Annotated in this window: 19 protein-coding genes; 14 read left to right on the top strand and 5 right to left on the bottom strand. The window is 47.2% G+C overall.

All coding sequences use genetic code 11. From position 1 onward, the window contains the following. Positions 1-23: 23 nt before the first annotated feature. From CWM47_RS18210 to CWM47_RS18160, 11 genes are all read left to right on the top strand, one after another. Entirely contained in the window at positions 24-1,754 is a 1,731-nt protein-coding gene (locus tag CWM47_RS18210) for a RagB/SusD family nutrient uptake outer membrane protein (RefSeq protein ID WP_100993929.1), read from the top strand. A gap of 99 nt (positions 1,755-1,853) precedes the next feature. After that, on the top strand, positions 1,854-3,143 hold the full coding sequence (locus tag CWM47_RS18205; protein WP_100989662.1) for a Gfo/Idh/MocA family protein: 1,290 nt from the start codon (positions 1,854-1,856) through the stop codon (positions 3,141-3,143). A 37-nt stretch (positions 3,144-3,180) separates the two neighbouring features. Then, a complete protein-coding gene (gene tsaE, locus CWM47_RS18200; protein ID WP_100989661.1) occupies positions 3,181-3,603 on the top strand; it encodes a tRNA (adenosine(37)-N6)-threonylcarbamoyltransferase complex ATPase subunit type 1 TsaE in 423 nt (140 codons plus the stop codon). Between the two features lie 103 nt (positions 3,604-3,706). After that, a complete protein-coding gene (locus CWM47_RS18195; RefSeq protein WP_100989660.1) occupies positions 3,707-4,918 on the top strand; it encodes an alanine dehydrogenase in 1,212 nt (403 codons plus the stop codon). 119 nt (positions 4,919-5,037) lie between these two features. Further along, positions 5,038-5,442, top strand: a complete 405-nt coding sequence (locus tag CWM47_RS18190; RefSeq protein WP_100989659.1) for a hypothetical protein — start codon at positions 5,038-5,040, stop codon at positions 5,440-5,442. A 462-nt stretch (positions 5,443-5,904) separates the two neighbouring features. Next, a complete protein-coding gene (gene gyrB / locus CWM47_RS18185; RefSeq protein WP_100989658.1) occupies positions 5,905-7,905 on the top strand; it encodes a DNA topoisomerase (ATP-hydrolyzing) subunit B in 2,001 nt (666 codons plus the stop codon). A gap of 69 nt (positions 7,906-7,974) precedes the next feature. Then, positions 7,975-10,341 carry a polyphosphate kinase 1 gene (ppk1, locus tag CWM47_RS18180; RefSeq protein ID WP_100989657.1) on the top strand — a complete coding sequence of 789 codons (2,367 nt, stop codon included), beginning with the start codon at positions 7,975-7,977 and terminating at the stop codon, positions 10,339-10,341. A gap of 95 nt (positions 10,342-10,436) precedes the next feature. Beyond that, positions 10,437-11,012 carry a Uma2 family endonuclease gene (locus CWM47_RS18175; protein WP_100989656.1) on the top strand — a complete coding sequence of 192 codons (576 nt, stop codon included), beginning with the start codon at positions 10,437-10,439 and terminating at the stop codon, positions 11,010-11,012. 147 nt (positions 11,013-11,159) lie between these two features. Continuing rightward, entirely contained in the window at positions 11,160-12,401 is a 1,242-nt protein-coding gene (locus CWM47_RS18170) for a NupC/NupG family nucleoside CNT transporter (protein WP_100989655.1), read from the top strand. Positions 12,402-12,557: 156 nt separating this feature from the next. After that, the gene (locus tag CWM47_RS18165) at positions 12,558-14,249 is read left to right on the top strand and encodes a fatty acid--CoA ligase (protein WP_100989654.1); all 1,692 of its coding nucleotides are present in this window, start codon (positions 12,558-12,560) and stop codon (positions 14,247-14,249) included. Between the two features lie 86 nt (positions 14,250-14,335). Then, positions 14,336-14,827, top strand: a complete 492-nt coding sequence (locus CWM47_RS18160; protein WP_100989653.1) for a metallophosphoesterase family protein — start codon at positions 14,336-14,338, stop codon at positions 14,825-14,827. Positions 14,828-14,879: 52 nt separating this feature from the next. Here CWM47_RS18160 and ftsH read toward each other — a convergent pair whose 3' ends face one another. Together ftsH and rsfS are read right to left on the bottom strand one after the other, a co-directional pair. Continuing rightward, positions 14,880-16,907 (bottom strand): ATP-dependent zinc metalloprotease FtsH, encoded by a 2,028-nt coding sequence (gene ftsH, locus CWM47_RS18155; RefSeq protein ID WP_100989652.1) that lies wholly within the window; start codon positions 16,905-16,907, stop codon positions 14,880-14,882. A 209-nt stretch (positions 16,908-17,116) separates the two neighbouring features. Then, entirely contained in the window at positions 17,117-17,512 is a 396-nt protein-coding gene (gene rsfS, locus CWM47_RS18150) for a ribosome silencing factor (RefSeq protein WP_100989651.1), read from the bottom strand. 114 nt (positions 17,513-17,626) lie between these two features. On the opposite strand from rsfS, the gene CWM47_RS18145 reads away from it, so the two are divergent. After that, positions 17,627-18,388: a biotin--[acetyl-CoA-carboxylase] ligase gene (locus tag CWM47_RS18145; protein ID WP_100989650.1), complete on the top strand. Its 762-nt coding sequence runs from the start codon at positions 17,627-17,629 to the stop codon at positions 18,386-18,388. A gap of 75 nt (positions 18,389-18,463) precedes the next feature. On the opposite strand, the gene pafA is transcribed toward CWM47_RS18145, so the two are convergent. Continuing rightward, on the bottom strand, positions 18,464-20,128 hold the full coding sequence (gene pafA, locus CWM47_RS18140) for an alkaline phosphatase PafA (RefSeq protein WP_100989649.1): 1,665 nt from the start codon (positions 20,126-20,128) through the stop codon (positions 18,464-18,466). Positions 20,129-20,334: 206 nt separating this feature from the next. Here pafA and CWM47_RS18135 point away from each other — a divergent pair, with 206 nt between their 5' ends. Beyond that, the gene (locus CWM47_RS18135; protein ID WP_100989648.1) at positions 20,335-21,123 is read left to right on the top strand and encodes a sterol desaturase family protein; all 789 of its coding nucleotides are present in this window, start codon (positions 20,335-20,337) and stop codon (positions 21,121-21,123) included. A gap of 87 nt (positions 21,124-21,210) precedes the next feature. Here CWM47_RS18135 and CWM47_RS18130 read toward each other — a convergent pair whose 3' ends face one another. Further along, positions 21,211-22,185 (bottom strand): polyprenyl synthetase family protein, encoded by a 975-nt coding sequence (locus CWM47_RS18130; RefSeq protein ID WP_100989647.1) that lies wholly within the window; start codon positions 22,183-22,185, stop codon positions 21,211-21,213. A gap of 282 nt (positions 22,186-22,467) precedes the next feature. On the opposite strand from CWM47_RS18130, the gene CWM47_RS18125 reads away from it, so the two are divergent. Continuing rightward, complete coding sequence (locus CWM47_RS18125; RefSeq protein ID WP_100989646.1) at positions 22,468-23,463, top strand: patatin-like phospholipase family protein; 996 nt, start codon at positions 22,468-22,470, stop codon at positions 23,461-23,463. A gap of 75 nt (positions 23,464-23,538) precedes the next feature. Here the strand turns inward: CWM47_RS18125 and CWM47_RS18120 are convergent, their stop codons facing one another. Further along, complete coding sequence (locus CWM47_RS18120; protein ID WP_100989645.1) at positions 23,539-24,405, bottom strand: glycerophosphodiester phosphodiesterase family protein; 867 nt, start codon at positions 24,403-24,405, stop codon at positions 23,539-23,541. Positions 24,406-24,465 lie beyond the last annotated feature (60 nt).

The raw sequence follows: 24,465 nt of genomic DNA, 5'->3' as shown, positions 1-24,465 counted from the left end.
ATTTTCCATTTCCATTCAAAGACATGAAAAAAACAACACTATTTATAATCGCGCTAAGTCTGGCAGTGGCGACGTCCTGCTCCGACAAGTTTCTGGACGTGCAGCCCAAAGCTGCGCTGGCCGTCAGTGTTTTACAAAACAAAACGGGCGTCAATGCATTACTGATTGGCGCTTACTCGCTGCTGGATGGCTGGGCCACTGCCGAAGGCGCCTATCGCTCCTACAACGTTGGGGCCGACAACTGGGTGTATGGCAGTGTGGCCAGTGATGACGCCTACAAAGGGACGATTGCTGGTGACCAGCCGCCTATTTCACTGATCGAGCAAGGCAATATTCAGTCCGACAACATTTACTTTCGGGGAAAATGGCGGGGAATGTACGACGGTATCGCGCGGTCGAACGACGTACTACAGGCCGTAGCCGTTGCCAAAGATATGACCGATGCCGAGAAGCAGCAGGTTATTGCCGAAGCCAAATTCCTGCGCGGGCATTTCCATTTAGAACTGAAAAAGATGTTCAATATGGTGCCTTACATCGACGAGAAGATTTACAATCCGAACGACCTGGAAAGCACGAAAATCCCGAATAGCACCGATATCTGGCCAAATATCCTGGCTGATCTTAAGGCGGCTTACGATGTGCTGCCAGCTAAACAAACGCAGGTTGGTCGTCCAACCAAATGGGCTGCCGCAGCCACTCTCGGTAAAGCGTATTTGTTCCAGAAAAAATATGCTGAAGCCAAACCCCTGCTCGAAGCCATTGTGGGCAGCGGTCAGTATAAACTGGTGGACCGGTATCATGACAACTTCAAAGCAGTAACCAACAACAATGCCGAGTCTATTTTCGAGGTTCAGTATTCAGTTAACGATGGCGCACCGAATGGAGAAAATGGCAACATCGGCTCTACGCTGAACTATCCCTACGGTGGCGGTGGCGTAACAACCTGCTGCGGCTTTTTCCAGCCATCGCAGAATCTGGTAAACGCCTTCAAAACCGACGCGAATGGATTGCCGCTCATCGACACATTTAATGCTTCGGATGTGACCAGCGACGTGGGTGTCGAATCAACGGCTCCATTTACACCCTATGTCGGAACCGTTGACCCCCGACTCGACTGGACCGTTGGTCGGCGGGGTATTCCGTATCTGGACTGGGGCGTTCATCCGGGCAAAGCATATGTACGCGATCAATCCTATGGTGGCCCTTTCTCACCAAAAAAGCACGTGATGTACAAGTCGGATGTTGGGACAAATACCTTCGCTGGTAACCCTCGTTTGAATGCCAATAATTACCGCATGATTCGCTATGACCACGTATTGCTGTGGCTGGCCGAGGTTGAAACAGAAGTTGGCGATCTGAACAAGGCACGTGGCTATGTTAATCAGGTTCGTCGGCGGGCCGCGAATCCAGACGGGTTCGTGAAAAATGCCGACGGAACCGCAGCCGCCAACTATGTAATCAAGGAATACACCACGGCCTGGACCGATCAGGCCACGGCCCGGAAAGCGGTTCAGTTTGAAGAACGGCTGGAATTTGGCATGGAGGGGCATCGCCGGTTCGACCTCGTTCGCTGGGGCGTCGCCGACCAGACGCTGAACACGTATTATACGACCGAAGCGACCAAACGAAACTACCTGAACGGAGTGAAGTTCATTAAAGGCCAGCACGAATATTTCCCAATCCCGATCCAGGAAATATTCAACAGTAAAAAAGATGGCAAAGAAACGCTGACCCAGAATCCCGGCTACAATTAACCTGTAGTCGGTTTACGGTAAACAGTGTAAATCTTAGTGGGTAATGGGCAAGTATAGCTTGCCTGTTACCCACTTTTCATTGTTCAACTCTGTAAGCTCATGTTCGAATCATCTGCTCTCAATAACCGCCGAACGTTCCTGAAACAAGCCGCAGGACTGGCGGTCTTTTCTATTGTTCCCCGTCATGTGCTGGGTCGTGGATTTCTGGCTCCCAGCGACCAGATTTCGCTGGGTCTTATCGGCTTGGGCAAGCAAAGTGCCGGGTTGCGCGGACAGTTCCTGAAGAATAATGCCCGTATTATGGCCATTTGCGATGTCGATAAGCCTAAAGTAGCCACCTTCGCAGAGGTTATCAATAAACATTACGCCGAAAAGGCGGACAAGGAATCGTATAACGGTTGTTTGCTCTACAACGATTATCGGGAGTTGCTGAATAACAAAGGAATTGATGCTGTCGTGATCGCTACCCCCGACCACTGGCATAGCCCCATAGCCATAGCGGCCGCCAAAGCCGGAAAAGATATTTACTGCGAAAAACCACTGTCGCTTACCATTCAGGAAGGCCGTGATATGGTAAATGCCACCCGCAAATACAAGCGTGTGTTCCAAACGGGCAATATGCAGCGTTCGTGGAAAGAGTTTCGGCAGGCCGTGGAGCTGGTTCGTAATGGGTATATCGGGCAAGTAAAAACAGTCAATGTCAACGTTGGCGGCCCGCCACACGAATTCAATCTGACTGCTGAGTCCGTTCCTGCCGGTCTTAACTGGGATGCCTGGCTCGGCCCAAATACCGTTGAGCGGCCTTACAACAATGTGCTCGATCCTTCACTGACCGCTACGTACTGGGGCCAATGGCGCGATATTCGCGATTTCGGGGGCGGGGGCATGACCGATTGGGGTGCGCACATGTTCGATATTGCCCAATGGGGACTGGACATGGACAACTCCGGCCCGGTAGAAATGCGTCCGGGCAAAGAAGGAAAGGGTTTGGTTTATCGCTATGAAAACGGTGTTGACATGCACCATACACCCGTAGAAGGGTCGCAATTCTGCCAGTTTATCGGTACCGAAGGCGAAGTAAAAGTAAGCCGGGGCAATTTGACCACCACACCCGAGAGCCTGAAAGACAAGGTCATCGGCGAAAGTGAGAAGCACGTTTACTTTAGCGACAACCACTACAAAGACTTTCTGGATGCCATCAAGAGCCGAAAAAATCCGATCTCCGATGTTGAAGTAGGCCACAGAACGGCCTCGGTGTGTACGTTGGGCAACATTGCCTATCAACTCGGTCGGACGCTGCGCTGGAATCCAAAAACCGAGCAATTTCTGGGCGATGCCGAAGCGAATAAGCTATTAAGTCGCCCTATGCGAACTAAATGGACCGCCTAAAAATGCCTATCTTTGCGGGCTGTTACTGAAAGCCCCTATGATTCTGCATCTTGACCATCTCGACGAACTTGACACGGTTGCCCGCCAATTACTGGCCGATGGCAGACAACAGTCGGTGTGGTTGTTTGAGGGTGATATGGGTGCCGGTAAAACCACGATCATTAAAGCCATTTGCCAAACATTGGGCGTTGTCAGTATCGTACAAAGTCCCACGTTTTCGATTGTGAATGAATACACCACCCACGAAGGGCATTCGGTGTACCATTTCGATTGTTACCGGCTTCGGAATGAAGCCGAAGCGTTGGACATTGGTATTGAAGAGTACTTGGATTCGGGCAATTTCTGCTTTATCGAATGGCCGGAGCGTATCACCTCGCTTTGGCCCGCTTCGTATTATCAGGTGCATATTTCGGCGGATGAAGATGGTCGCCGAACAGTGGAAACGAAATTTGTGGACTAGTTATTGGTTTTTAGTTATTAGTGATAAGTCATTAGTTATTAGTTGAATAGACCATCAATCAATAATCAATAACTAGAAATCAATAACCAATAACAAACATAAAGTGACTGGATTTGAGGAATTGGCCAAACAAACGGCCCTCTACCCGAAAGAATCTCCGCTGGCGGTAAAGACCAACCGGAATAGCCTGCTTATCGGTTTACCAAAAGAAGTTTCGCTTCAGGAAAACCGGATCGCGCTCACGCCCGAAGCGGTAGCTATTCTGGTGCGAAATGGTCATAATGTGATCGTTGAGCAGGGCGCAGGCGAGAAAGCCAAATTCTCAGATACTGAATATAGCGAAGCCGGAGCGCAGATTGCTCCCTCGCCAAAAGAAGTCTACGAAGCCAACCTCATCCTTAAAGTAGAGCCCTTGGTCGACGCCGAATTTGACCATGTCCAGTCGGGTAGCACCGTCATCTCTGCACTGAATTTACCTGTTCATGACCGGGCCTATTTCGAGAAAATAAACAGTAAAAATCTCACCTCATTTGGCTACGAATTCATTGAAGATCAGGGCGGTAACTTGCCAGTAATACGCTCGATGAGCGAGATTGCAGGCAGCACCGTCATGCTCATTGCGGGCGAGTATTTGAGCAATGCCGACAACGGCCGGGGCATTATATTGGGCGGCATTACGGGCGTTCCACCCACGAAAGTAGTGATGCTGGGTGCCGGAACTGTTACTGAATATGCCGTTCGTACAGCCCTTGGCATGGGTGCAGATATAAAAGTATTCGACAAACATCTGTACAAACTTCAGCGGCTTAAGTACGCGGTTGGGCAGCACGTCTACACCTCCATTATCGACTCCGACACCTTGGCCGAAGCCATTCAGCGGGCCGACGTGGTTATTGGCGCCATGCGGGCCGATGATGCCATGAGCCCGGTCGTTGTAACCGAAGAAATGATTGGCCGCATGAAACCCGACTCGGTTATTATTGATGTGTCGATTGATCAGGGGGGGAATTTCGAAACCTCCCGCATGACGACCCACAAACAGCCCACGTTTAAACATATGGGCGTTATTCACTACTGCGTACCCAATATTGCGGCCCGCGTCGCCTACACGGCTAGTATGGCCCTTAGCAACATCTTCCTGCCCTTTTTACTGGAAACCGGCACAACTGGCGGCATCGAACAGATGATGTATGCGAACCGTTGGTTTATGAAAGGTGTTTATACACACAAGGGCACGCTTACCAACGCCTACATCGCGCGCAAGTTCAACATGCGCTTCAAAGATTTAGACCTCTTGCTGGCCGCCCGGTTTTAAACCAGATCGTGTTTCTACGTGGTGTCGGGTTCTCCGTGGTGTTGGGCCCTAGAACGCCAGGCCGGTATTAACAAGCATGCGTCAGCCAACCGTAAACTAAAAACCGAAAACTACTTTTCATGATAAACCACAGCAACGAGAATACACTGCTTGACGACGCCAATTCGTACGACGTCAACAGAGAATTGATGGGCACGATCTCGTCTGATTTCGTGAAGGTGGCTGACCAACTAAAAGAAGCTTCCTATCAGATCAGGAAACGTGGATTTTCAGAATTCCCCATTTTTGTTGCCTCACGTCGTGAGATTCCTCTTGGGCAAACACTGATTGCGGCTGATGAGCTGGAGAACAAATGGAATTATAAAGCCTCGTTTGTCGATGAGTTCGTTCAGCGTGAACTCATCAGCCCGGAATCGTTGGAACTCTGGAAGGAGAACTACAAACCTGCCGACGAATATTGCTGTCTGTTTGTTGTTCACGGCGATTTTGCCGGCTTCGTTTATATTCCCTTTCCCGAAGATTAACAACCTCTCTATTACGCATTTGTACCCGGCCGAATCATATTGATTCGGCTTTGTTTTTTTAGTATAGTCAACTCAATAGTATCTGTTGGCGCAGAACCTGACCTTCTTCGGATGTACAGACGTAGGATCAATGAAAACGCCCTCACTATTTATACCGGTTAATGATACTTTTTCGTGAAACTACCAGTTGGTTACAAAGCTGACAAAAATCACCTTTTTTCGACTGATCTTACCAGCCGAAAATAACTGAAAAACTGGCTTTAATGGCCATAAAACGAACGTCAGGGCCGTCATTGTACCGTTAACTAATGATTAGAATATTTTTTCGTATAATAAGCTAATCTCGGCAAAGATGGGTAGGAAAAGACTAAAAATTTTTGTATTTTTACAATCTGTTAGACCCATACAATCAAGCTGTTTTTAAGCCTGAAACAACAAATTTCTAGCACGCTCCATTCTGATATGACCAACGAACTTATTGAAGCAGATGCTCCCGTTGAAACTGCATTAGGCAACTATGGTGCCGATAATATCCAGGTTCTGGAGGGTCTGGAAGCTGTACGCAAACGTCCATCCATGTACATTGGCGACGTTGGTACACGCGGTCTCCACCACCTCATCTGGGAAGTTGTCGACAACTCCATTGATGAGGCACTGGCGGGTTACTGCGATAAGATTACGGTAGCCATCAACCCCGACAATTCAATTACGGTGCAGGATAACGGCCGGGGTATCCCGACAGGTATCAATACCAAGATGGGTGTTTCGGCCCTTCAAATGGCCATGACCATGCTGCACGCTGGTGGTAAATTTGATAAAGATACTTATAAAGTTTCCGGCGGCTTACACGGCGTCGGCGTTTCCTGCGTAAATGCCCTGTCAACCGATTTGCGGGTAGAAGTTCACCGCGATGGCAAAATATTCGAACAGGAATACAAAATCGGCATTCCGCTTTATGACGTGCGCGTCATTGGTGATGCGGAAGATACCGGCACAAAAACCCACTTCAAACCGGATGGCAGCATCTTCACCGATACTGTTTATAAGTACGACACCATTGCAGGACGCCTGCGCGAATTGGCTTACCTGAACAAAGGCATTCACGTTTTCCTGAAAGATTTGCGTGAACTGGATGAGGACGGCGAGCCAACACGTCAGGACGATTTCTTTTCGGAAGGTGGCCTGGTTGAGTTTGTCGAATACCTCGACCAGACCCGCCCTGCCCTCGATGGCATGAAGCCCATTTACATGGAAAATACCAAAGGGCCGACGCCTGTTCAGGTCGCCCTGGTGTACAACTATGAGGCTGGCGAAAACGTACTGTCCTATGTAAACAACATCAACACCCACGAGGGTGGTACGCACGTACAGGGTTTCCGCTCTGCCCTGACGCGGGTGCTGAAAAACTATGCGGATAAAAATCCCGGTGTTCTGCCGAAGAACTCGGGCAAAGTTTCGTTCAGTGGCGAGGATTTCCGGAAGGGCCTCACCGCCGTTATATCGGTGAAAGTTCAGGAGCCTCAATTTGAAGGCCAGACGAAAACTAAACTGGGTAATCAGGATGTCGTTAGTGCAGTGAGCCAGGCAATGGCTGACCTGCTCGAAACGTGGCTTGAGGAGAACCCCAATACAGCCCGTGGTATCGTTAAGAAGGTGCTTGTGTCGGCTCAGGCGCGTATTGCGGCTGATCTGGCCTACAAGCGCATCATGACCGAACGTAAGGACTTTATGGGCGGCATGGGACTTCCCGGCAAACTTGCCGACTGCTCTGACACCGACCCTGAAAAGTGTGAACTTTATCTGGTAGAGGGTGACTCCGCTGGCGGAACAGCCAAGCAGGGTCGTAACCGGGCGTTTCAGGCTATTCTTCCCCTACGTGGTAAGATCCTGAACGTAGAGAAGGCTATGGAACACCGGATTTACGAGAACGAAGAGATCAAAAATATATGGACTGCTCTCGGTGTTCGGCTCGAAAAGAAAGACGATGAAACGGTGATGAACCTGGACAAGCTCCGGTATCATAAAATCATCATCATGACCGATGCCGACGTAGATGGCAGCCACATCCGAACGTTGATCCTGACGCTGTTCTATCGCAACATGAAGGCGCTGATCGACAACGGGTATATTTACATTGCTCAGCCACCTTTGTACCTCATTAAAAAAGGCAAGGAAGAGCGGTATTGCTGGACAGAAGCCCAGCGCGAAGCAGCGGTGAAAGAACTGGCGGGCGGTGGCAAAGAAGAAAGTGTAGGCGTTCAACGCTACAAAGGTCTCGGTGAAATGAATGCCGAACAGCTCTGGAGCACCACCATGAACCCCGACAGCCGAACGTTGAAAATCGTAACGGTTGAGTCAGCCGCCGATGCCGATCACGTCTTCTCGACCTTAATGGGTGACGAAGTGGCCCCAAGGCGTGAGTTCATCGAACGAAATGCGAAATACGCCCGAGTGGATGTTTAACCGAAAAATAACATAAGGCGGGCTTTTTAGTCCGCTTTTTTGTTGTACTTCAAAGCTTAAAGAAAGAGTATGCGCTATCCCCTTAACACAAACCGCACCATACTGGGCAATCTGGTTTCCCGTTTCACGAACCGGCCGGTAAATACGCCCGCTCAGGGAACCGATAAGCTGGCAAAGGTGAGCGAAAAAGTAACCAGCGTTATCGACCAGAGCAATTATCTGAGCCGCGATTTGAGCTGGCTTAAATTCAATGAGCGCGTGCTGGATCAGGCCCGAAATGCGAAGCCCCCTCTCAGTAACCGCACACTCATGGAGCGGCTGAAGTTCCTGGCTATTTCGGCTTCGAACATGGACGAGTTTTTTATGATTCGGGTGGGTAGTTTGTATAATTACCTGGATTATCATAAACAGCGTGTCGACTATTCAGGATTGCGCGAAGTGCCCTTTCGGAAAGCGTTATACACTACCTCGCATCAGTTTTTTCAGGATCAGCAAGCTGTCTTTTCTGAGCAACTATTACCTCTTTTCCCCGAAAATGGGCTTCAACTGGTTACCTACGCCAGTATGGCCCCTGAGGAACAGGCCGAAGCAACGAACTATTTTGACCGGGCAATTTATCCAACATTGACCCCAATGTTGTATGACTATACGCATACATTCCCGGTATTGCTGGCCAAGGTGCTCATTTTTGGCGTAGTCACACAAAACCCCGAAGAAGGTGAAATTAAAAGCCTGCCCTCAGAGGATGAAGACGACCGCCAGCGACTTTCCTTTGTTCAGATTCCGGCCAATTTACCCCGTTTTGTATCCTTTGAGCGTGAAGACACCATCGTCTTTATTCCCATTGAAGAAATTGTCCGTCATAACATTAAGAAACTCTACCGAAACGTTGAAATTGTTTCGGTAAACCTGTTCCGGATTACTCGAAACGGTGATTTTACTCTCGATGAAAACGACGACGATGAAGTAGATTTTATTGACGAAGTTCGTCAGAAGATCAAAAATCGTCGGTTAGGCCGGGTAACACGGCTTGAAATAGAAACGAAGGGCAGCGGTGCCGACAGCCAGTCAACTATTGTGTCGCCCTGGATGTTGAACCTGCTAAAAAAACGGTGGGAAATTGATGATTTAAATATTTTCGAATCCCATACGCTCCTTGACTTCTCGTCGCTGTGGCAAATTATCGGTAACCCGGAGTTTAAGGACGACATGCCCCTGCCCCATTCGCCGGTACCACCGCTGGGGGTAAGTCGCGATAAAACCGACGATATTTTTGAGTTGATCAAACAGCGGGATTTACTGCTGCATCACCCATACAACAATTTTGAGCCGGTTCTTCAATTGCTCGAACAAGCAGCCGAAGACCCACATGTATTGGCCATCAAGATTACGGTTTATCGACTGGCCAAGCGGTCCCGCATCACAGAAGCCTTATTGAAAGCTGCCGAAAATGGGAAACACGTATCGGTATTATTTGAAGTAAAAGCCCGTTTCGACGAAGAGAATAATATTCGGGAAGCGCAACGGTTACAAAAGGCCGGTTGCTTTGTTATCTATGGCATCAGCCGATTCAAAACGCACACAAAGTTACTGCTGGTGGTTCGTAATGAGGGCAGTCGGGTGGTGCGCTATGCCCACATGGCAACAGGCAATTACAACGAAGATACCTCAAAGCTCTATACGGATATTGGTCTGTTGACAACCAACGAAACGTATACGCACGACATCTCGGAGTTTTTCAACGTTATTACCGGCCACTCGGTACCCAACGAATACCAATACCTGATTACCGCACCACGCGATATGCGGGAGCAGTTGCTTCGCTTGATTCGCGTAGAGGCCGATAATGCACAACGTGGCTTACAAAGCGGAATTTGCATTAAAGTCAACTCGCTGGAAGACAAGCAGGTAATTGATGAACTATACAAAGCATCGCAGGCGGGTGTACCTGTTCGCTTAATCGTGCGTAGTATTTGCTGTTTGCGCCCACACCGGGCCGGCCTGAGCGAAAACATCACCGTTCGGTCTATCGTTGGCGATTTTCTGGAGCATACGCGTGTTTATTACTTCCATAATAACGGCGACCCCAAAGTATATGGCGGTAGTGCCGATGTAATGGTGAGAAGTTTTGACCGGCGTATTGAGTCTCTTTTCATTCTGGCCGATAAACGGGTAAAGCAGCAGGCCATTCTAATTTTAAAAGATAATCTGCTCGACAACGTCAATTCCTATGAGTTGGCAGAAGACGGAAATTTCAAAAAATGCGAAGTCCCTGAGGGCGGTAAGCCATTCAATATGCACGAACGATTCTTTGACGTAACCGAAAAAGAAGCGATGGACGCCCGGCTATTTGATACCGAACTGAAACCAGTCGATATAGCGCAAATTGAAGAGGAATATCAGGAAGGCGCCGAACGAGCCATTGCCAATATATAATCTATTCAAAAAGTAAGTAGTCAAAGGGGAATTTCAGGCTATTTTCCACTAAACCATAGTTACTTTTTACAACGCGTTAGTCATAGTCATACTATATGGAATCAATACGGGTGCATTTACCGGAGGATTTGCGAATGAACGATGATGAGTTCATTCGGTTTTGTCAGGATAATCCGGACCTGAAATTTGAGCGCCGAAAAAACGGTGATATTGTATTTATGGCTAATACAGGCGGAGAAACAGGTAATACCAATTTTGAATTAAGCGCTGACTTTGCCATTTGGAACCGACAGGTTAAGTTCGGTAAGTTTTTTGACTCGTCAACAGCATTTCGATTACCCGATACATCAATCATGTCGCCTGATGTTTCTGCCATAACACAAAACCGCTGGGATGCCTTAACGCCTGTAGAACGACGTAAGATTTTACACGTATGCCCTGATTTCATACTTGAACTACGTTCACAGTCAGATCGTATAAAAGATTGTTTTGAGAAAATGGACGATTGGATGGCAAACGGTTGCAGATTGGCCTGGTTGATTGACGTATCTAATCAAGTATCGTATATCTACCGGCCTGATCAAGCTCCGCAAGAGATAGCAGGACTAGGCCAATTATCGGGCGAAGATGTTTTGCCCGATTTTGAACTCGATCTGACAAGTCTTCTCTGAACAAGTATTACGTTAAGCTAACCGGCTGATTTGACGAATATTGTTCGCCAAATCAGCCGGTTTTTGTTTGGTCAGCTTTTTTATAAACTCGTTCCACGCCTTCTTTTTGTATATTCGCCAACCTAACTGTAATTGTGTCATCACTGAATGGAGCGTTTTACTGGACTAATTGGCATTGTTTTAATTCTGGGTATTGCCTATGCCCTCTCTGATAATCGCAAAGCAATAAACTATCGTACCGTTGGTGTAGGACTTGGTCTTCAATTTGGACTGGCGGTGTTTGTCTTAAAAACTGAGCTTGGTCAAAACCTGTTTCAGGGGCTCGGCTATTACGTTGATCGCCTATTGCAAAAAGCAAATAAAGGCGCTGAATTTGTATTCTCATCCCTTGTCAGGCCTGATGTATTGACAAAAGCATTTGGTCCTGAAAACAGCTTTATCTTCTTCTTCAAAGTTATTCCAACAATTATTTTCGTTGCGGTACTGGTCAACATTTTCTACCACCTGGGCATCATGCAACGTGTGGTAGCGGTTATGGCCAAAGCCATGAAATGGCTTATGGGTGTAAGCGGTGCCGAAGCCCTTTCCAACGTAGCGAGCACGTTTGTTGGTCAGGTTGAAGCGCAAATTATGATTAAGCCTTACCTCAATGGCATGACCAACTCCGAGCTACTGGCCAGCATGACAGGATCATTTGCCTGTATTGCCGGGGGCGTTTTGGCAGTATACATCTCACTGGGTGTTCCGGCACCTTACCTGTTGGCAGCCAGTATTATGGCCGCTCCGGGTGCGTTGGTTATCAGCAAAATTGTGATGCCCGAAACGCAGGTTTCTGAAACACAGGGAACGGTAAAAGTAGAAATCAAAAAGATTTACGCCAACCTGCTCGATGCCATTGCTGCTGGAGCCAGCGAAGGCCTGAAAGTAGGTTTCAACGTAATTGCTATGCTTATTGGTTTTATCGCGCTGATTGCCTTACTGGATAGCATCATGTTCCGCTTGGGTTTTTACGTTTTTAATATTGACTATCTGAGCCTTAACTTTCTACTGGGCAAATTCTTCTCTCTTTTTGCCTGGGCAATGGGTGTACCTGCCAAAGACATACAGGCTGCTGGTGCATTGATGGGTACCAAAATGGTTGTTAATGAGTTTGTGGCGTACCTCGATTTAGTAAAGATCAAGCAAACGCTTGAGCCTAAAACAATCGCTATTGTCAGTTTTGCCCTTTGTGGTTTTGCCAACTTCAGCTCTATTGCTATTCAGGTTGGTGGTATTGGTGAATTAGCTCCTAAACGTCGTAGCGACCTTGCCCGAATTGGCTTTAAAGCTCTCATTTGCGGTACATTAGCCAGTTATATGTCAGCAACTATTGCAGGCTTACTTCTTTAGTAGCACTGACGCAATAGGTAATCAACTATCGTATAAAATAAGCCCGGTTGCCACTTAAGTGGCAACCGGGCTTATTTTATACGATACCATTTTTTCTTTCCATTATTCAATTTTACCTTCGATCCATTCGTTTTTTAGTAAATACCTTCGCCAATTATGATTCAGACCAAACTAATTCCACGTACCGCCGAAGCCCATGAACCGCCCATGCTCATCAAAAGTATGTTGGCACAATCGCTCAAATACGAACCCCAGCGCGAAATTGTTTACCGGGACTTGTTCCGAATGAATTATATTCAGTTCAACCAGCGTGTCAGAAAGCTAGCCAATGTATTGACTGAACTGGGCATTAAACCGGGCGATATGGTTGCTGTCTTCGATTGGGATAGCCACCGTTACCTTGAATGTTTTTTTGGTGTTACCAGCTATGGCGCTATTCTGCATACGATCAATGTCAGGCTATCTCCTGCGCAGATTCTTTACACAATGAATCATGCCAAAGATAAGATTGTTCTGATTCACGAAGATTTCCTGCCCATTCTAGCCGCCATTAAAGATCAACTGACAACCGTTGAGAAATTTGTTGTTCTGAGTGATAAAGTATATACTGGCACCGCCGAAGTAAAACCTCTCAACGAACTCCCTGAGGGTGTTGAAGGTGAGTATGAAGCCTTATTAAACAGTGCATCTGACCAGTATGAATTCCCGGATTTTGACGAGAATACATGGGCTACTTCGTTTTATACCACCGGCACAACGGGTAACCCCAAAGGCGTTTACTTCTCCCATCGGCAGTTGTTCATGCACACAATGGGCTTGCTGACTTACATCATTGGGTATGAAGCCATGCCGTTTAAAGGGTCTACAGACGTATATATGCCCATTACGCCTATGTTCCATGTGCATGCCTGGGGTTTCCCATTTCTGGCAACAATGATGTCGGCAAAGCAGGTGTATCCGGGCCGTTATGAGCCAGAACTGTTGCTAAAGCTCTTGATTGCAGAAGGTGTTACGTTATCCCACTGCGTTCCCACCATATTGAATATGCTTGTCAGCAGCCCCGCTGCACCCAGGTTTAGAGAGAATTTGAGCCGCTGGAAAGTGATTATTGGCGGTTCGGCCCTTACAAAAGGTCTTGCCAATGCGGCAACAGGCTTAGGGATTACGGTCATATCGGGCTATGGTATGTCTGAAACAGCACCGATTCTAGCCGTGGGTTATCTTAATGAACAGGAGAAAATGTGTTTGCCTGAGGAGCAAATTGATCTTCGCACACGTGCCGGTCGCATTGCTCCGTTTGTTGAACTGCGGTTAATGGACGATAATGGCCAGTTTGTAGCACATGATGGGCATTCACTGGGCGAAATCGTGGCTCGGGGCCCCTGGCTCACACAAGGGTATTACGAAGACCCAGAACGAGGTGCCGACCTCTGGAAAGGCGGCTGGCTACATACAGGTGATGTCGCCAGCATTACTACCGACCATTGGGTAATTGTTTCAGACCGTACCAAAGATGTAATCAAAACCGGTGGCGAATGGGTGTCATCACTGGATATGGAAGATGTGTTGTCTCAGGTAGAAGGCATAGCAGAATCAGCCGTAGTTGGCCTTCCCGACGAACGTTGGGGCGAACGTCCGCATGCGCTCATTATTCAAAAGCCAGGCTACGCATTAACTGCCGAAGGCGTAAAAGCCGAGTTACAGGCAAAAGTTGACCGGGGCGATTTGCACAAATGGTACGTACCCGACCGCATTGTGTTCGTGCAGGAGATCCCTAAAACGAGTGTCGGAAAAATCGACAAAAAGAAGATTCGTAGTGAGATGAAAGAGTTAATTTTAGGGAAATAGTTGGTAAGTTAAAAAAGCCGGTAAATGGCCAATGCAAAAGTAACACTCATACGTCACTGACTTACCGACTTATTAACTAATTTCTCATGACCCGAATTGGTCTTCTGTCCGATACACACAGTTACCTCGACCCGGCTATATTCACTCATTTCGACGCTTGCGATGAGGTATGGCATGCTGGTGATGTAGGTCTACTTACCGTTGCCGACCAGCTGCGAGCGTTTCGGCCTTTACGTATTGTAAGCGGCAATATCGACCGGGAAGATACTGACCTGCCTGCCAATCAACGTTTTACACTCGAAAGCCTCGACATTTGGATAACGCATATTGGTGGAACACCTCCCAACTATAACCCTACCACACGACCTGTATTGAAAGCGAACCCACCGGATTTATTCATCTGTGGCCATTCGCACATTCTCAAGGTTATGCGTGACCCGGCTATTAATAAACTATTGTATATCAATCCCGGCGCAGCCGGAAAAACCGGTTTTCATAAGATGCGAACCGTCATTCGATTCTCGCTCGATGCGGGTCGGATTCTGGATATGCAGGTGATTGAACTTGGTAAGAAGTAAAACAAAAAAGGGACGCTTGATCAAGCGTCCCTTTTTTGTTTTACTTCTTACTTTATATCGGCAACGATTGAGGCTCGGTTTCGGCAGGCTTCGATTCAAGGCCAATTTCCTCTTTGACTTCCTCAGCCACACCTTTATTTTTATACGCCTGATAAACAGTTTCCCGTTCAAAAGGCCGCTTGCCAATCAGGCGAACCAGGTCATTTTGGTAAAGAATTTCTTTTTCAAGTAATTCCTTTGCCAGAATTTCCAGCGCATCTTTATGATCGCTCAACAGGCCTTTTGTGCGTTCGTAAGCCGAACTGATGATCTTGCGAACTTCTTCATCAATGTGCTTGGCCGTTTCTTCCGAATATGGCTTATTGAAGTTGTAGTCCGACTGTTTTGAGTCATAGAACGATATATTACCAATCTTGTCATTCATGCCATACATGGTAACCATGCTATAGGCCAGCTTGGTAATGCGTTCCAGATCACTCAAGGCACCTGTCGATACTTTACCAAAGATCAGATCTTCGGCAGCACGACCGCCCAATGCCATACACATTTCGTCCAGAAGCTGTTCTGTACGATACAGATACTGCTCACGAGGCAGATACTGAGCATAGCCCAGAGCAGCTACGCCACGTGGCACAATCGACACTTTTACGAGCGGATCAGCAAATTCAAGATACCAGCCAGCTACTGCGTGACCCGCTTCATGATAAGCAACAATCTCTTTCTCTTCCGGCGAGATGATTTTGTTCTTCTTTTCCAGACCACCAATCACACGATCCATCGCATCCTGGAAATCTTTCATATCAACGGCTTCCTTATCGCTACGAGCAGCAATCAGAGCAGCCTCATTACAAACGTTCGCAATTTCGGCACCAGCAAAACCGGGTGTCTGAGCGGCTAATTCTTTTGGATCAACATCCGTCGATAATTTAATCGGCTTCAGGTGAACCCGGAAAATTGCTTCCCGACCAATAATATCCGGTTTGTCGATACTGATCTGACGGTCGAAACGACCGGGCCGCTGTAAAGCAGGGTCCAGTACGTCGGGACGGTTCGTAGCAGCCAGAATAATGATACCTGAATCGGTAGCGAAACCATCCATCTCAACGAGCAGTGAGTTCAGCGTGTTTTCGCGTTCGTCATTGGCACCGGGCATGGAACCCCGTCCACGCGAACGACCTACTGCATCAATCTCATCAATAAAAATGATACAAGGCGCTTTCTCTTTTGCCTGTTTGAACAGGTCACGTACTCGAGCGGCACCTACCCCAACAAACATTTCAACGAAGTCGGAACCCGACAGTGAGAAGAACGGAACGCCCGCTTCACCGGCTACGGCTTTAGCCAGCAACGTTTTACCTGTACCTGGAGGGCCGATCAACAAAGCTCCTTTTGGAATTTTGGCTCCAAGTTTTGTAAACTTGGTTGGATTCTTCAGGTAATCAACAATTTCTTTAATTTCCTCTTTTGCCTCGTCCAGGCCAGCAACGTCGTTGAAGGTAATTTTTACCTTACTATCGGCGTCAAACAGGGCGGCTTTCGATTTGCCAATGTTAAAGATTTGACCACCGGGGCCACCGGCCCCAGACATACGTCCAAGCAGGAAGTACATAGCGAGGATCATTACGATCAGGAACCCCCACGTACTGATGATGCTACCAAAGTCACTTCTGGTTTCGAACTTAAGATCAATTTTTTCATTATCAGGAACGCCCTGTTGAATTAAATCCAGATCTTTCTTGAACGTTTCTCCAGACGCTATTTGAAATTGAAATTGCGGTCCTTGAGTAGTGCCGAAATACGGCTTTTCCGCAGATAAGTTGCGGTATTTAGGACTTTGTGCGGCTTGCTGCGAGAGCGTAACTTCGGCAATTTTGTCATTAACGACTATAGCTTCAGCGACTTCGTGATCTTTCACCATACGCTCAAAGCGCTTCTGTGAAATTTCGTGGGTAGCTGAGCTTCTGTTAAAGAATGTAATGCCAAGAATGGCGGCAATCAGCAAAGCAACAATCCAGCCCTGAAAGTTGGGCTTACGTGGCCCACCACGGGGTACTAACGGATTTTTATTATTTTCTGCCATTTCCTCAGGTTGTACTAACGGATTTCAAGGGTAACACCGTTTCGCGAATGATTGTTTCTACTGCGAAATGGTTAGGACAGACGGTTTGTCAGCCCCACAAGCGGCCAGTTACAGGCTTATTTTAACTATAACAACGAGTTAACCATTTAGTTATTAGATCACTGAAAATCAATAGATTACAAATAATCTAATAACTAAATAGCTACTAATCAAGACGCTACGACAAGGTCACTGTCTTCGATCAGACGAATCTCGGCATCTCCCCAGAGTTGTTCGAGATCGTAAAACGAACGTCGGTCTTTTTTGAAGACGTGAACGACAACATCGACGTAATCCAGCAAAATCCACTCCCGGTTCAATTTTCCTTCTTTGTGCCAGGGGTCTTGTTTGCTGGCTTTATAAACTTCTTCTTCAACGGAAGTTGATATAGCGTCAATCTGCGTGTCGGACGTACCCGAACAAATAACGAAATAATCGCAGATTGCATTTTTAACTTTGCGCAGGTCCATTACAACAATATCTTGTCCTTTCTTTTCCTGCATTCCCCGAACAACGAAATCACGTATCTGCTCGGCGGTAAACTCATTGTTTTTGTTAATTCTCATGCTTTCAGTTTAACATTGCACGAGAAGCTAATCAGCGGGTACATTGCCTAATAGGGTATTTTAAAAACCCGCAGTACCATTCATTAACTCTCTACTACTAAACTATACAATATTTTGTACAAAATCTATCCCAAAACTCTTTTTATTGGACAAATAATCCAATATCTGCCAAGCTGTCAGTCAACTAACGATGAAGCGGCTACCTTGATTGCTCAATCAGACCCAAATAAAGGACTAGTTGTCATAACTGATAACCAAACAGCCGGTCGGGGGCAGCGGGGTAACCAATGGGAAGCAAAAGCGGGAGAAAACCTGACATTCTCGCTGATTTTGAAGCCTGGTTTCTTAATGGCTACGGATCAGTTCTGGCTTAATATGGCTATTTCGCTGGGTATTTATGATACGCTGCAACCACTGCTCGGCCATTCTCTGCGTATAAAATGGCCAAATGATATTTATGCCGGTGATCTTAAATTAGGCGGTATACTAATTGAAAATACGTTGCATGGCTACAGCATTGCATGGTCGGTAGCGGGAATTGGGCTCAATGTGAATCAAACAGAATTTGGGTATTCAACGGCAACTTCGTTGCAACATGAATCACCCTTACCTAACACCTATGATCTTCCCGGCTTGCTCAGCAGACTCTGCGAAACAGTAGAGCAACGTTATCTCCAGTTACTGTCAGGTCAACGTGAAACACTGAAAATAAGTTACTTACAAATTCTCTATCGCTACCAAGAAGAACATAGCTTTGACAGTGACGGGCAGTCCTTCCGGGGCACTATTTGCGGCATTGACACTACTGGTCGATTGGCAATTAGCGTCAATGGAGAAGTCAGGTATTTTGGGTTTAAGGAAGTAAGTTTTAAGTAAGCCCGACCGTCCCGGTCGGGCTTAACAAACAAGTCTATTGGCGTTCTTTTACACACCCGACCGGGACGGTCGGCGCTACTTAAGGGCTTCCTCAACCGGGTTGCCAATACAGCCGCTGGGTTCGAGAAGGCCAAGCAGGGCAGTTATGGTTGGGGCAATGTCGTGGATATGTGTCCGACGGAGCGTTTGCCCCGGTTTAATACCCCAGCCGTACAGCAGAAATGGTACGTGCGTATCATAGGCGTAGGTAGTGCCGTGTGTAGTGCCCTTATTGCGTCCCTCTAGCCAACCCGGTTGCTGCATCACATAGAAATCACCACTGCGGTTTGGATAATATACATTGCGAAATAGATTTTCCTGCAAAAGTGGTAAAGCCTCGGCACCCAGGTTATGTAAATTCACGACGTTAACAACCGCTTTCTGTTTTAACAAAACAGTCCGAAGCAACTCATACACATCCTGCATGGCAATTTTCTTTTCCGTCATTAAGGCATGGTTCAGGTAAACCTGCTGGTTAAAATACGAGAGCATCCATTGCCCCGGACCGTAAGCTTTTTCAAGCGTAGACTTCACCGCTTCGCCAATTTCGCCGTAGCCCCGCACACCCGCCGGAATCCGGTTTTGCTGCAGGAATCCCGGCGCATCGACAACACCGTGATCGGCTGATAGAAACGCCACCCACTGCCCCTTCCCTACTGTAGCGTCTAATTGATTAAGCAACTGGGTCAGTTGCTGATCGAGTCGTATGTACTGATCTTCGGTTTCAATCGCGTGCGTACCAAACGCATGGCCAATGTAATCTGGCGAAGAGAAGCTTACGCAAAGCATATCTGTCACGTCTCGCTGGCCCAGTTGTTCGCCTTTCAGCGCAGCCAGCGCAAACTCTTTCGTGATCTGATCGCCATAAGGACTTGTCCGTAAGGGTTCATATTTACTTCCACCTGCCTGAATAGCAAACATATGCGGAAAAACAGATTTAGTTTCACCAGCTAACACGGTTTCATAAGGTTCGTCATCAACTGTACTTTCGGTGTATTGATTCATAGGCAACGAAGGCTCCCATTTCTGACTCAAAAATTGATCGCTCAATTTCCGTGCGTTAAAGTCCTGCACCCATTGTGGCAACTCATTTTGGTAAAACGTGCTACTGATGAAATTACCATCTTTCGAATCGAACCAGTAAGCGGCATTGGCGGCATGACCAGCGGGCAATATGGCCCCCCGATCTTTCAGCGCAATCCCGATTACTTTCGCCCGGCCATCAGTGGCCAGTTTAAGCTGATCGCCAATGGTTGTAACAAGCAGATTTCGGGGCGACATTTTACCGGCAATGCCCGTATTGCCAACGGTACTTACTGTTGTATCTTCGGCACAATACATCAGCCGGCCTATATTCCGTTCATAAAAATCATTACCCACAATACCGTTCAATGCAGGTGCAGAGCCCGTGTAAATAGCTGCGTGACCGGGGCCGGTATACGTAGCCGCATAATGGTAATGGTTATTCCGGGCATTGAACCCACCATCCATCATCCGCCGAAAACCACCCTTGCCAAATTTGTTGTAATAACGGTACAAATAATCGTAGCGCATCTGATCAACCACAATGCCAACAACAAGCTTTGGCCGGTCCAACGTATGGGGAGTTGAACTAGCCGTTGTTGTTGATGTTTTTTTAGACTGAGCAAATGATGCTGTGCCAAGTGCAGACACCATCAGGATCGAAAGAAGTAGGCGCATAAAGCCGTTTTATTGAGTGTTTGAGTACAGAAAGCAAATGTACAAACAAATCGATGGGACAACGAACCAAGCAAATGAAGGGACTGTGAACAAACAAAAATGAAACCAGAAACCGCTAAAGTTCGTATTGCTAATTAATCTTTAAGATTGTCAACAATGATGTCTTGATTGAGTTAAGGCAGTAATAAATCAGTCCATATTATATCATGATTGCGATTACAAACCCAGCTACGCTTGGATTAACGGCCTTACTTTTCTTCATCGCTATTTTCGGGCGATATGTGCTGTTTTCGCTGGCATTCTGGTGGCTGTTTAACGTTTCGTTAAAAGATCAGTTCGCCCATCGGGCCGTGCAGACCCGCCCCCGGAAAGCCGGGCAGGATTGGCGTGAAATCGGTTGGTCGGTGTTGACATCCTTACTGTTCACGGTGCTGGCACTGGCGGTTATTCTGGCTTACCAACATGGGTATACAGCTATTTACACCAACATTAACAGCTACCCGATTATCTGGTACCCAATCAGTATTGCTATCGTTCTGTTCATTCACGAAACATACTACTATTGGCTCCACCGCTGGATGCATCGGCCGGGCGTTTATCGGTGGGTGCACAAAACACACCACGACAGTATTACAACCTCACCCTGGACGGCCTTCTCGTTTCACCCTACAGAAAGCACATTACAAGCTATCATCATTCCCATCTTGACATTCGTGTTGCCACTACATCTTTCGGCTGTGGGGCTGATTCTGTTGATCATGACCCTGTCAAGTGCCATCAATCACTTGAATACGGAAGTTTATCCCCACGATTTCGACAAACATTGGCTGGGGCGCTGGCTCATCGGTGCAACACACCACAGCCTGCACCACACGCAGTTTCGATTCAACTACGGCCTGTATTTCACTTTTTGGGACAAGTGGATGAAAACCGAAAGCCCGGACTTCCACCGGCTGTTTGGCGAAAAAACGAAAAAGGGAGTTAATAATGAATAATGTAAAGTGAAGAATGAAGAGTAAAGAATAGCTAATCACTTATAATTCACTCTTCATTCTTCACTTTACATTATTCATTATTAACTCTTATTTGCTTCGATCAATTGTGTACTGTACCAGTTGATGCAGAGACTGACGATAACGTGAGTCGGGGAAGTTATTCAATAATTCCTGGGCTTCGGCAACATAGTGATTCATGGCTTCGGTTGCGTATTCGATACCGCCCGAGTTTTTGACGAAAGCAATAACTTCATTAACTTTTTTTGGTTTCTCGCTTTCGTTTTTGATGATATTAATAATTCGGCGCTTTTCCAGAAATCCGCTTTTATTAAGGGCATAAATAAGCGGGAGAGTCATCTTTTTCTCTTTGATATCAATACCCAGCGGTTTGCCTACTTCAGCCGTGCCATAATCGAACAGATCGTCTTTAATCTGGAAGGCAATACCGACTTTCTCGCCAAAAGCATGCGCTTGATCGACAATCTCTTTGGCGGCTCCAACAGACCGCGCCCCAACAGCACAACAGGCGGCAATAAGCGAGGCCGTTTTCTGGCGGATAATTTCGTAGTAAATATCTTCAGTAATATCCAAACGCCGGGCTTTGTAGAGTTGCAGCAACTCACCTTCGCTCAGTTCGCGCACGGCAGTCGAAACAATACGGAGCAGGTCAAAATCACTGTTATCAACAGAAAGCAGTAGACCGCGCGAGAGTAGATAATCACCTACCAGCACCGCGACTTTGTTTTTCCAGAGCGCATTGATTGAAAAAAAGCCTCGTCGGTAATTGGACTCATCGACCACATCGTCGTGAACCAGAGTAGCTGTGTGAAGAAGTTCGATTAAGGACGCACCCCGGTAGGTAGCTTCTGAAATGGTGCCGCACACGCCCGCCATTAAAAACACAAACATCGGACGTAGTTGCTTTCCTTTCCGCTTCACGATATAATTCATGATTTGGTCGAGCAGCATGACATCGCTTTTCATTTGCCCTTTAAACTTCTGCTCAAATAATTCCATTTCAGCAGCAATCGGGGCTTGTATATCGGCGACGGTAATAGGCATTTGGAGGGAGTAAGTCGGTGTCAACGAGTTGGTAACGAAGCCGCCTGCGCGACCGGTGAGTGCTTGACGCATGATTTAATAGCGTACTGACTGACTGGCGTACTAATTTACCAACTAAATTTCTGGCAAGTATAGTAAGGAAAGTGCAGACACCGAAAAAGCCGTTTACAAAAACAGGCGTCCTTTCCATAACTATACCTTATGCCAATTCGTTTGATTAGTGGTTGAAAAGTATCAACTTACCATATTTGTGCATTGCTAACGCCACCTGCTATACTCCATATGATTGATAATCCTACCCCAACCCTTCCTCATCCGGTCGTCCATCCAACCGCAGCGACCACACCGCAGCGTGCACTCGTATTGGGGGGTGGTTCACTTAAAGGAGCGTTTCAGGTAGGTGCTGCCATGGCGTTATTTGAGTCGGGGTTTGTTCCTGACCAACTCTACGGCATTTCGGTTGGCAGCCTCAATGCTACGTTTATGGCCAACGAAGCCGCCCGACAGCATACCGAAACAGGCCAGGTCGACTGGGTAAAAGTGGGTAAATACCTGATTGAGTTCTGGATTCGAAATATTACCAAGCCCAGCGATGTAGCCGTCATACGGTCGCGGTTTCGTATGGGATACAACACTATTATGAGCCGTTTCGATGGGTTGCTGGACAACTCGCCCATTCAAAATTTAATTCGTGAACAGGTTAATGTAGAAGCTATTAAGACCGGGCCGGTAAAGATTAAAGTTGGTGCTGTAGACATCATACAGGGTGATATGTTCTACGCCGATGCCTATGACCCTAACTTTCTGGATTTCGTATATGCCAGTAGTTCATTGCCGTTTCTGATGCCTGCCGTACAGATAGGGGGCGATCACCGGCGTGCGTTTCTGGATGGTGGCCTGCGTGAAGTAGCCCCATTACGTGTAGCCATCGAAGACGGTGCCATTGAAATTGCTTGCGTGGCCTGTCATGCCAAAAAGATATATAATGAGAAGTTCAACTACCGGAACCTGCTGAACCTGATGGATCGGGTTAAAGACATTACGGTAAATCAACTGGTAAATAATGACATTGCCTGGGCCGAACGTTTCGCCAGCCGTGAACACTTAAGCGGACGGAATCTGGCTTTAACGATAATACGGCCTACCGAGCCGCTGTCCCTGAATCTAATGCATTTTACGTCTGAAGACATTGGCCGGGTCATTGTGCAGGGCTATCAGGCCGGAACGGACATGCTTAAGCATAACCGGCAGAATGGCAGCACGACTATTTTGCCGTGATACGAATCAGGGATGGTAAAAACCTTTCCCGAATCGCGGGCGAAGTTGAAAGAGATGCGCAGGAAGGCAGCTATTCTAAAATAAAGCAAAGACATCAACCGGCCGATCAGTCGTGATAATATCACCACCCTGGCTAAATAGCTTTTGATATCCGGCCTTAGCATCGGCCATTGGCTTTTCATCCAATTGGTTCACACCATATGTACCCACAGAAGCCAGCATGCCAAGCTTATGCAATCGTTCATAAAAAGAAACCGGCTGAAGTTTTTGTGGAGTTAGTGCGATCAAACGTCCAGACAGCGGTTTACTGGTCTCCAGCCGCTCCAGATCAGCCATAGTATTTACACCAACCGCCAGCCAGAGAGATGGATATTGTTCGCGTACTCGTTGTGCTTCGGCAATGGAGTAGCAAATAATAAAAACGGAATGCACCGCCTGGTGCTTTTCCACGTCCTTCATGACCCGTAGTGGGTCTGTTCCCGGTTTTACATCCAGAGCCAGCATATAGCGATTCTTATTCCAGATCAGAACATCCGTAAATGTTGGTATCGTTTGAGCTGTCAACTCACCGGACAGGGTTTTAAGCCTTACTTTTTTAATCTCATTCAGCGTTTTTTCGGCCACTGGCCCCGTAGCGTCAGACTCCCGATCCAGAGTAGCATCGTGTAAAAGAACAAAGCTGCTGTCGCGAGTCAGGCGTACGTCCATCTCAATAATAGCGTTTGGTAACGCCCTTGCCGTTTTATCAAATGTAGTTATTGAGTTTTCTGTATCAGACAAACCCGGTCCACCCCTATGGGCCAGAATAAGGGGATGTTTACGTACTGCGTTGATGTCAAAGAATGCATCAGCAGTTTGGCTATCGCTGAACCGATTCGGCGTTTGTCCTAGTACATTGTTAGCCGACAGTAAAATTAGTATCCAGAAAACTTTAGCTTCCATAGTGTAACGCTATACCAACAAAAAAATCCCCCGTCACAGTAATTGTGCGGGGGATTTTTC

Source organism: Spirosoma pollinicola, assembly GCF_002831565.1.
Taxonomy (GTDB): Bacteria; Bacteroidota; Bacteroidia; order Cytophagales; family Spirosomataceae; genus Spirosoma; species Spirosoma pollinicola.
The sequence above is the reverse complement of the archived record's forward strand: the minus strand, read 5'-3'. Positions and strand labels throughout refer to the sequence as shown.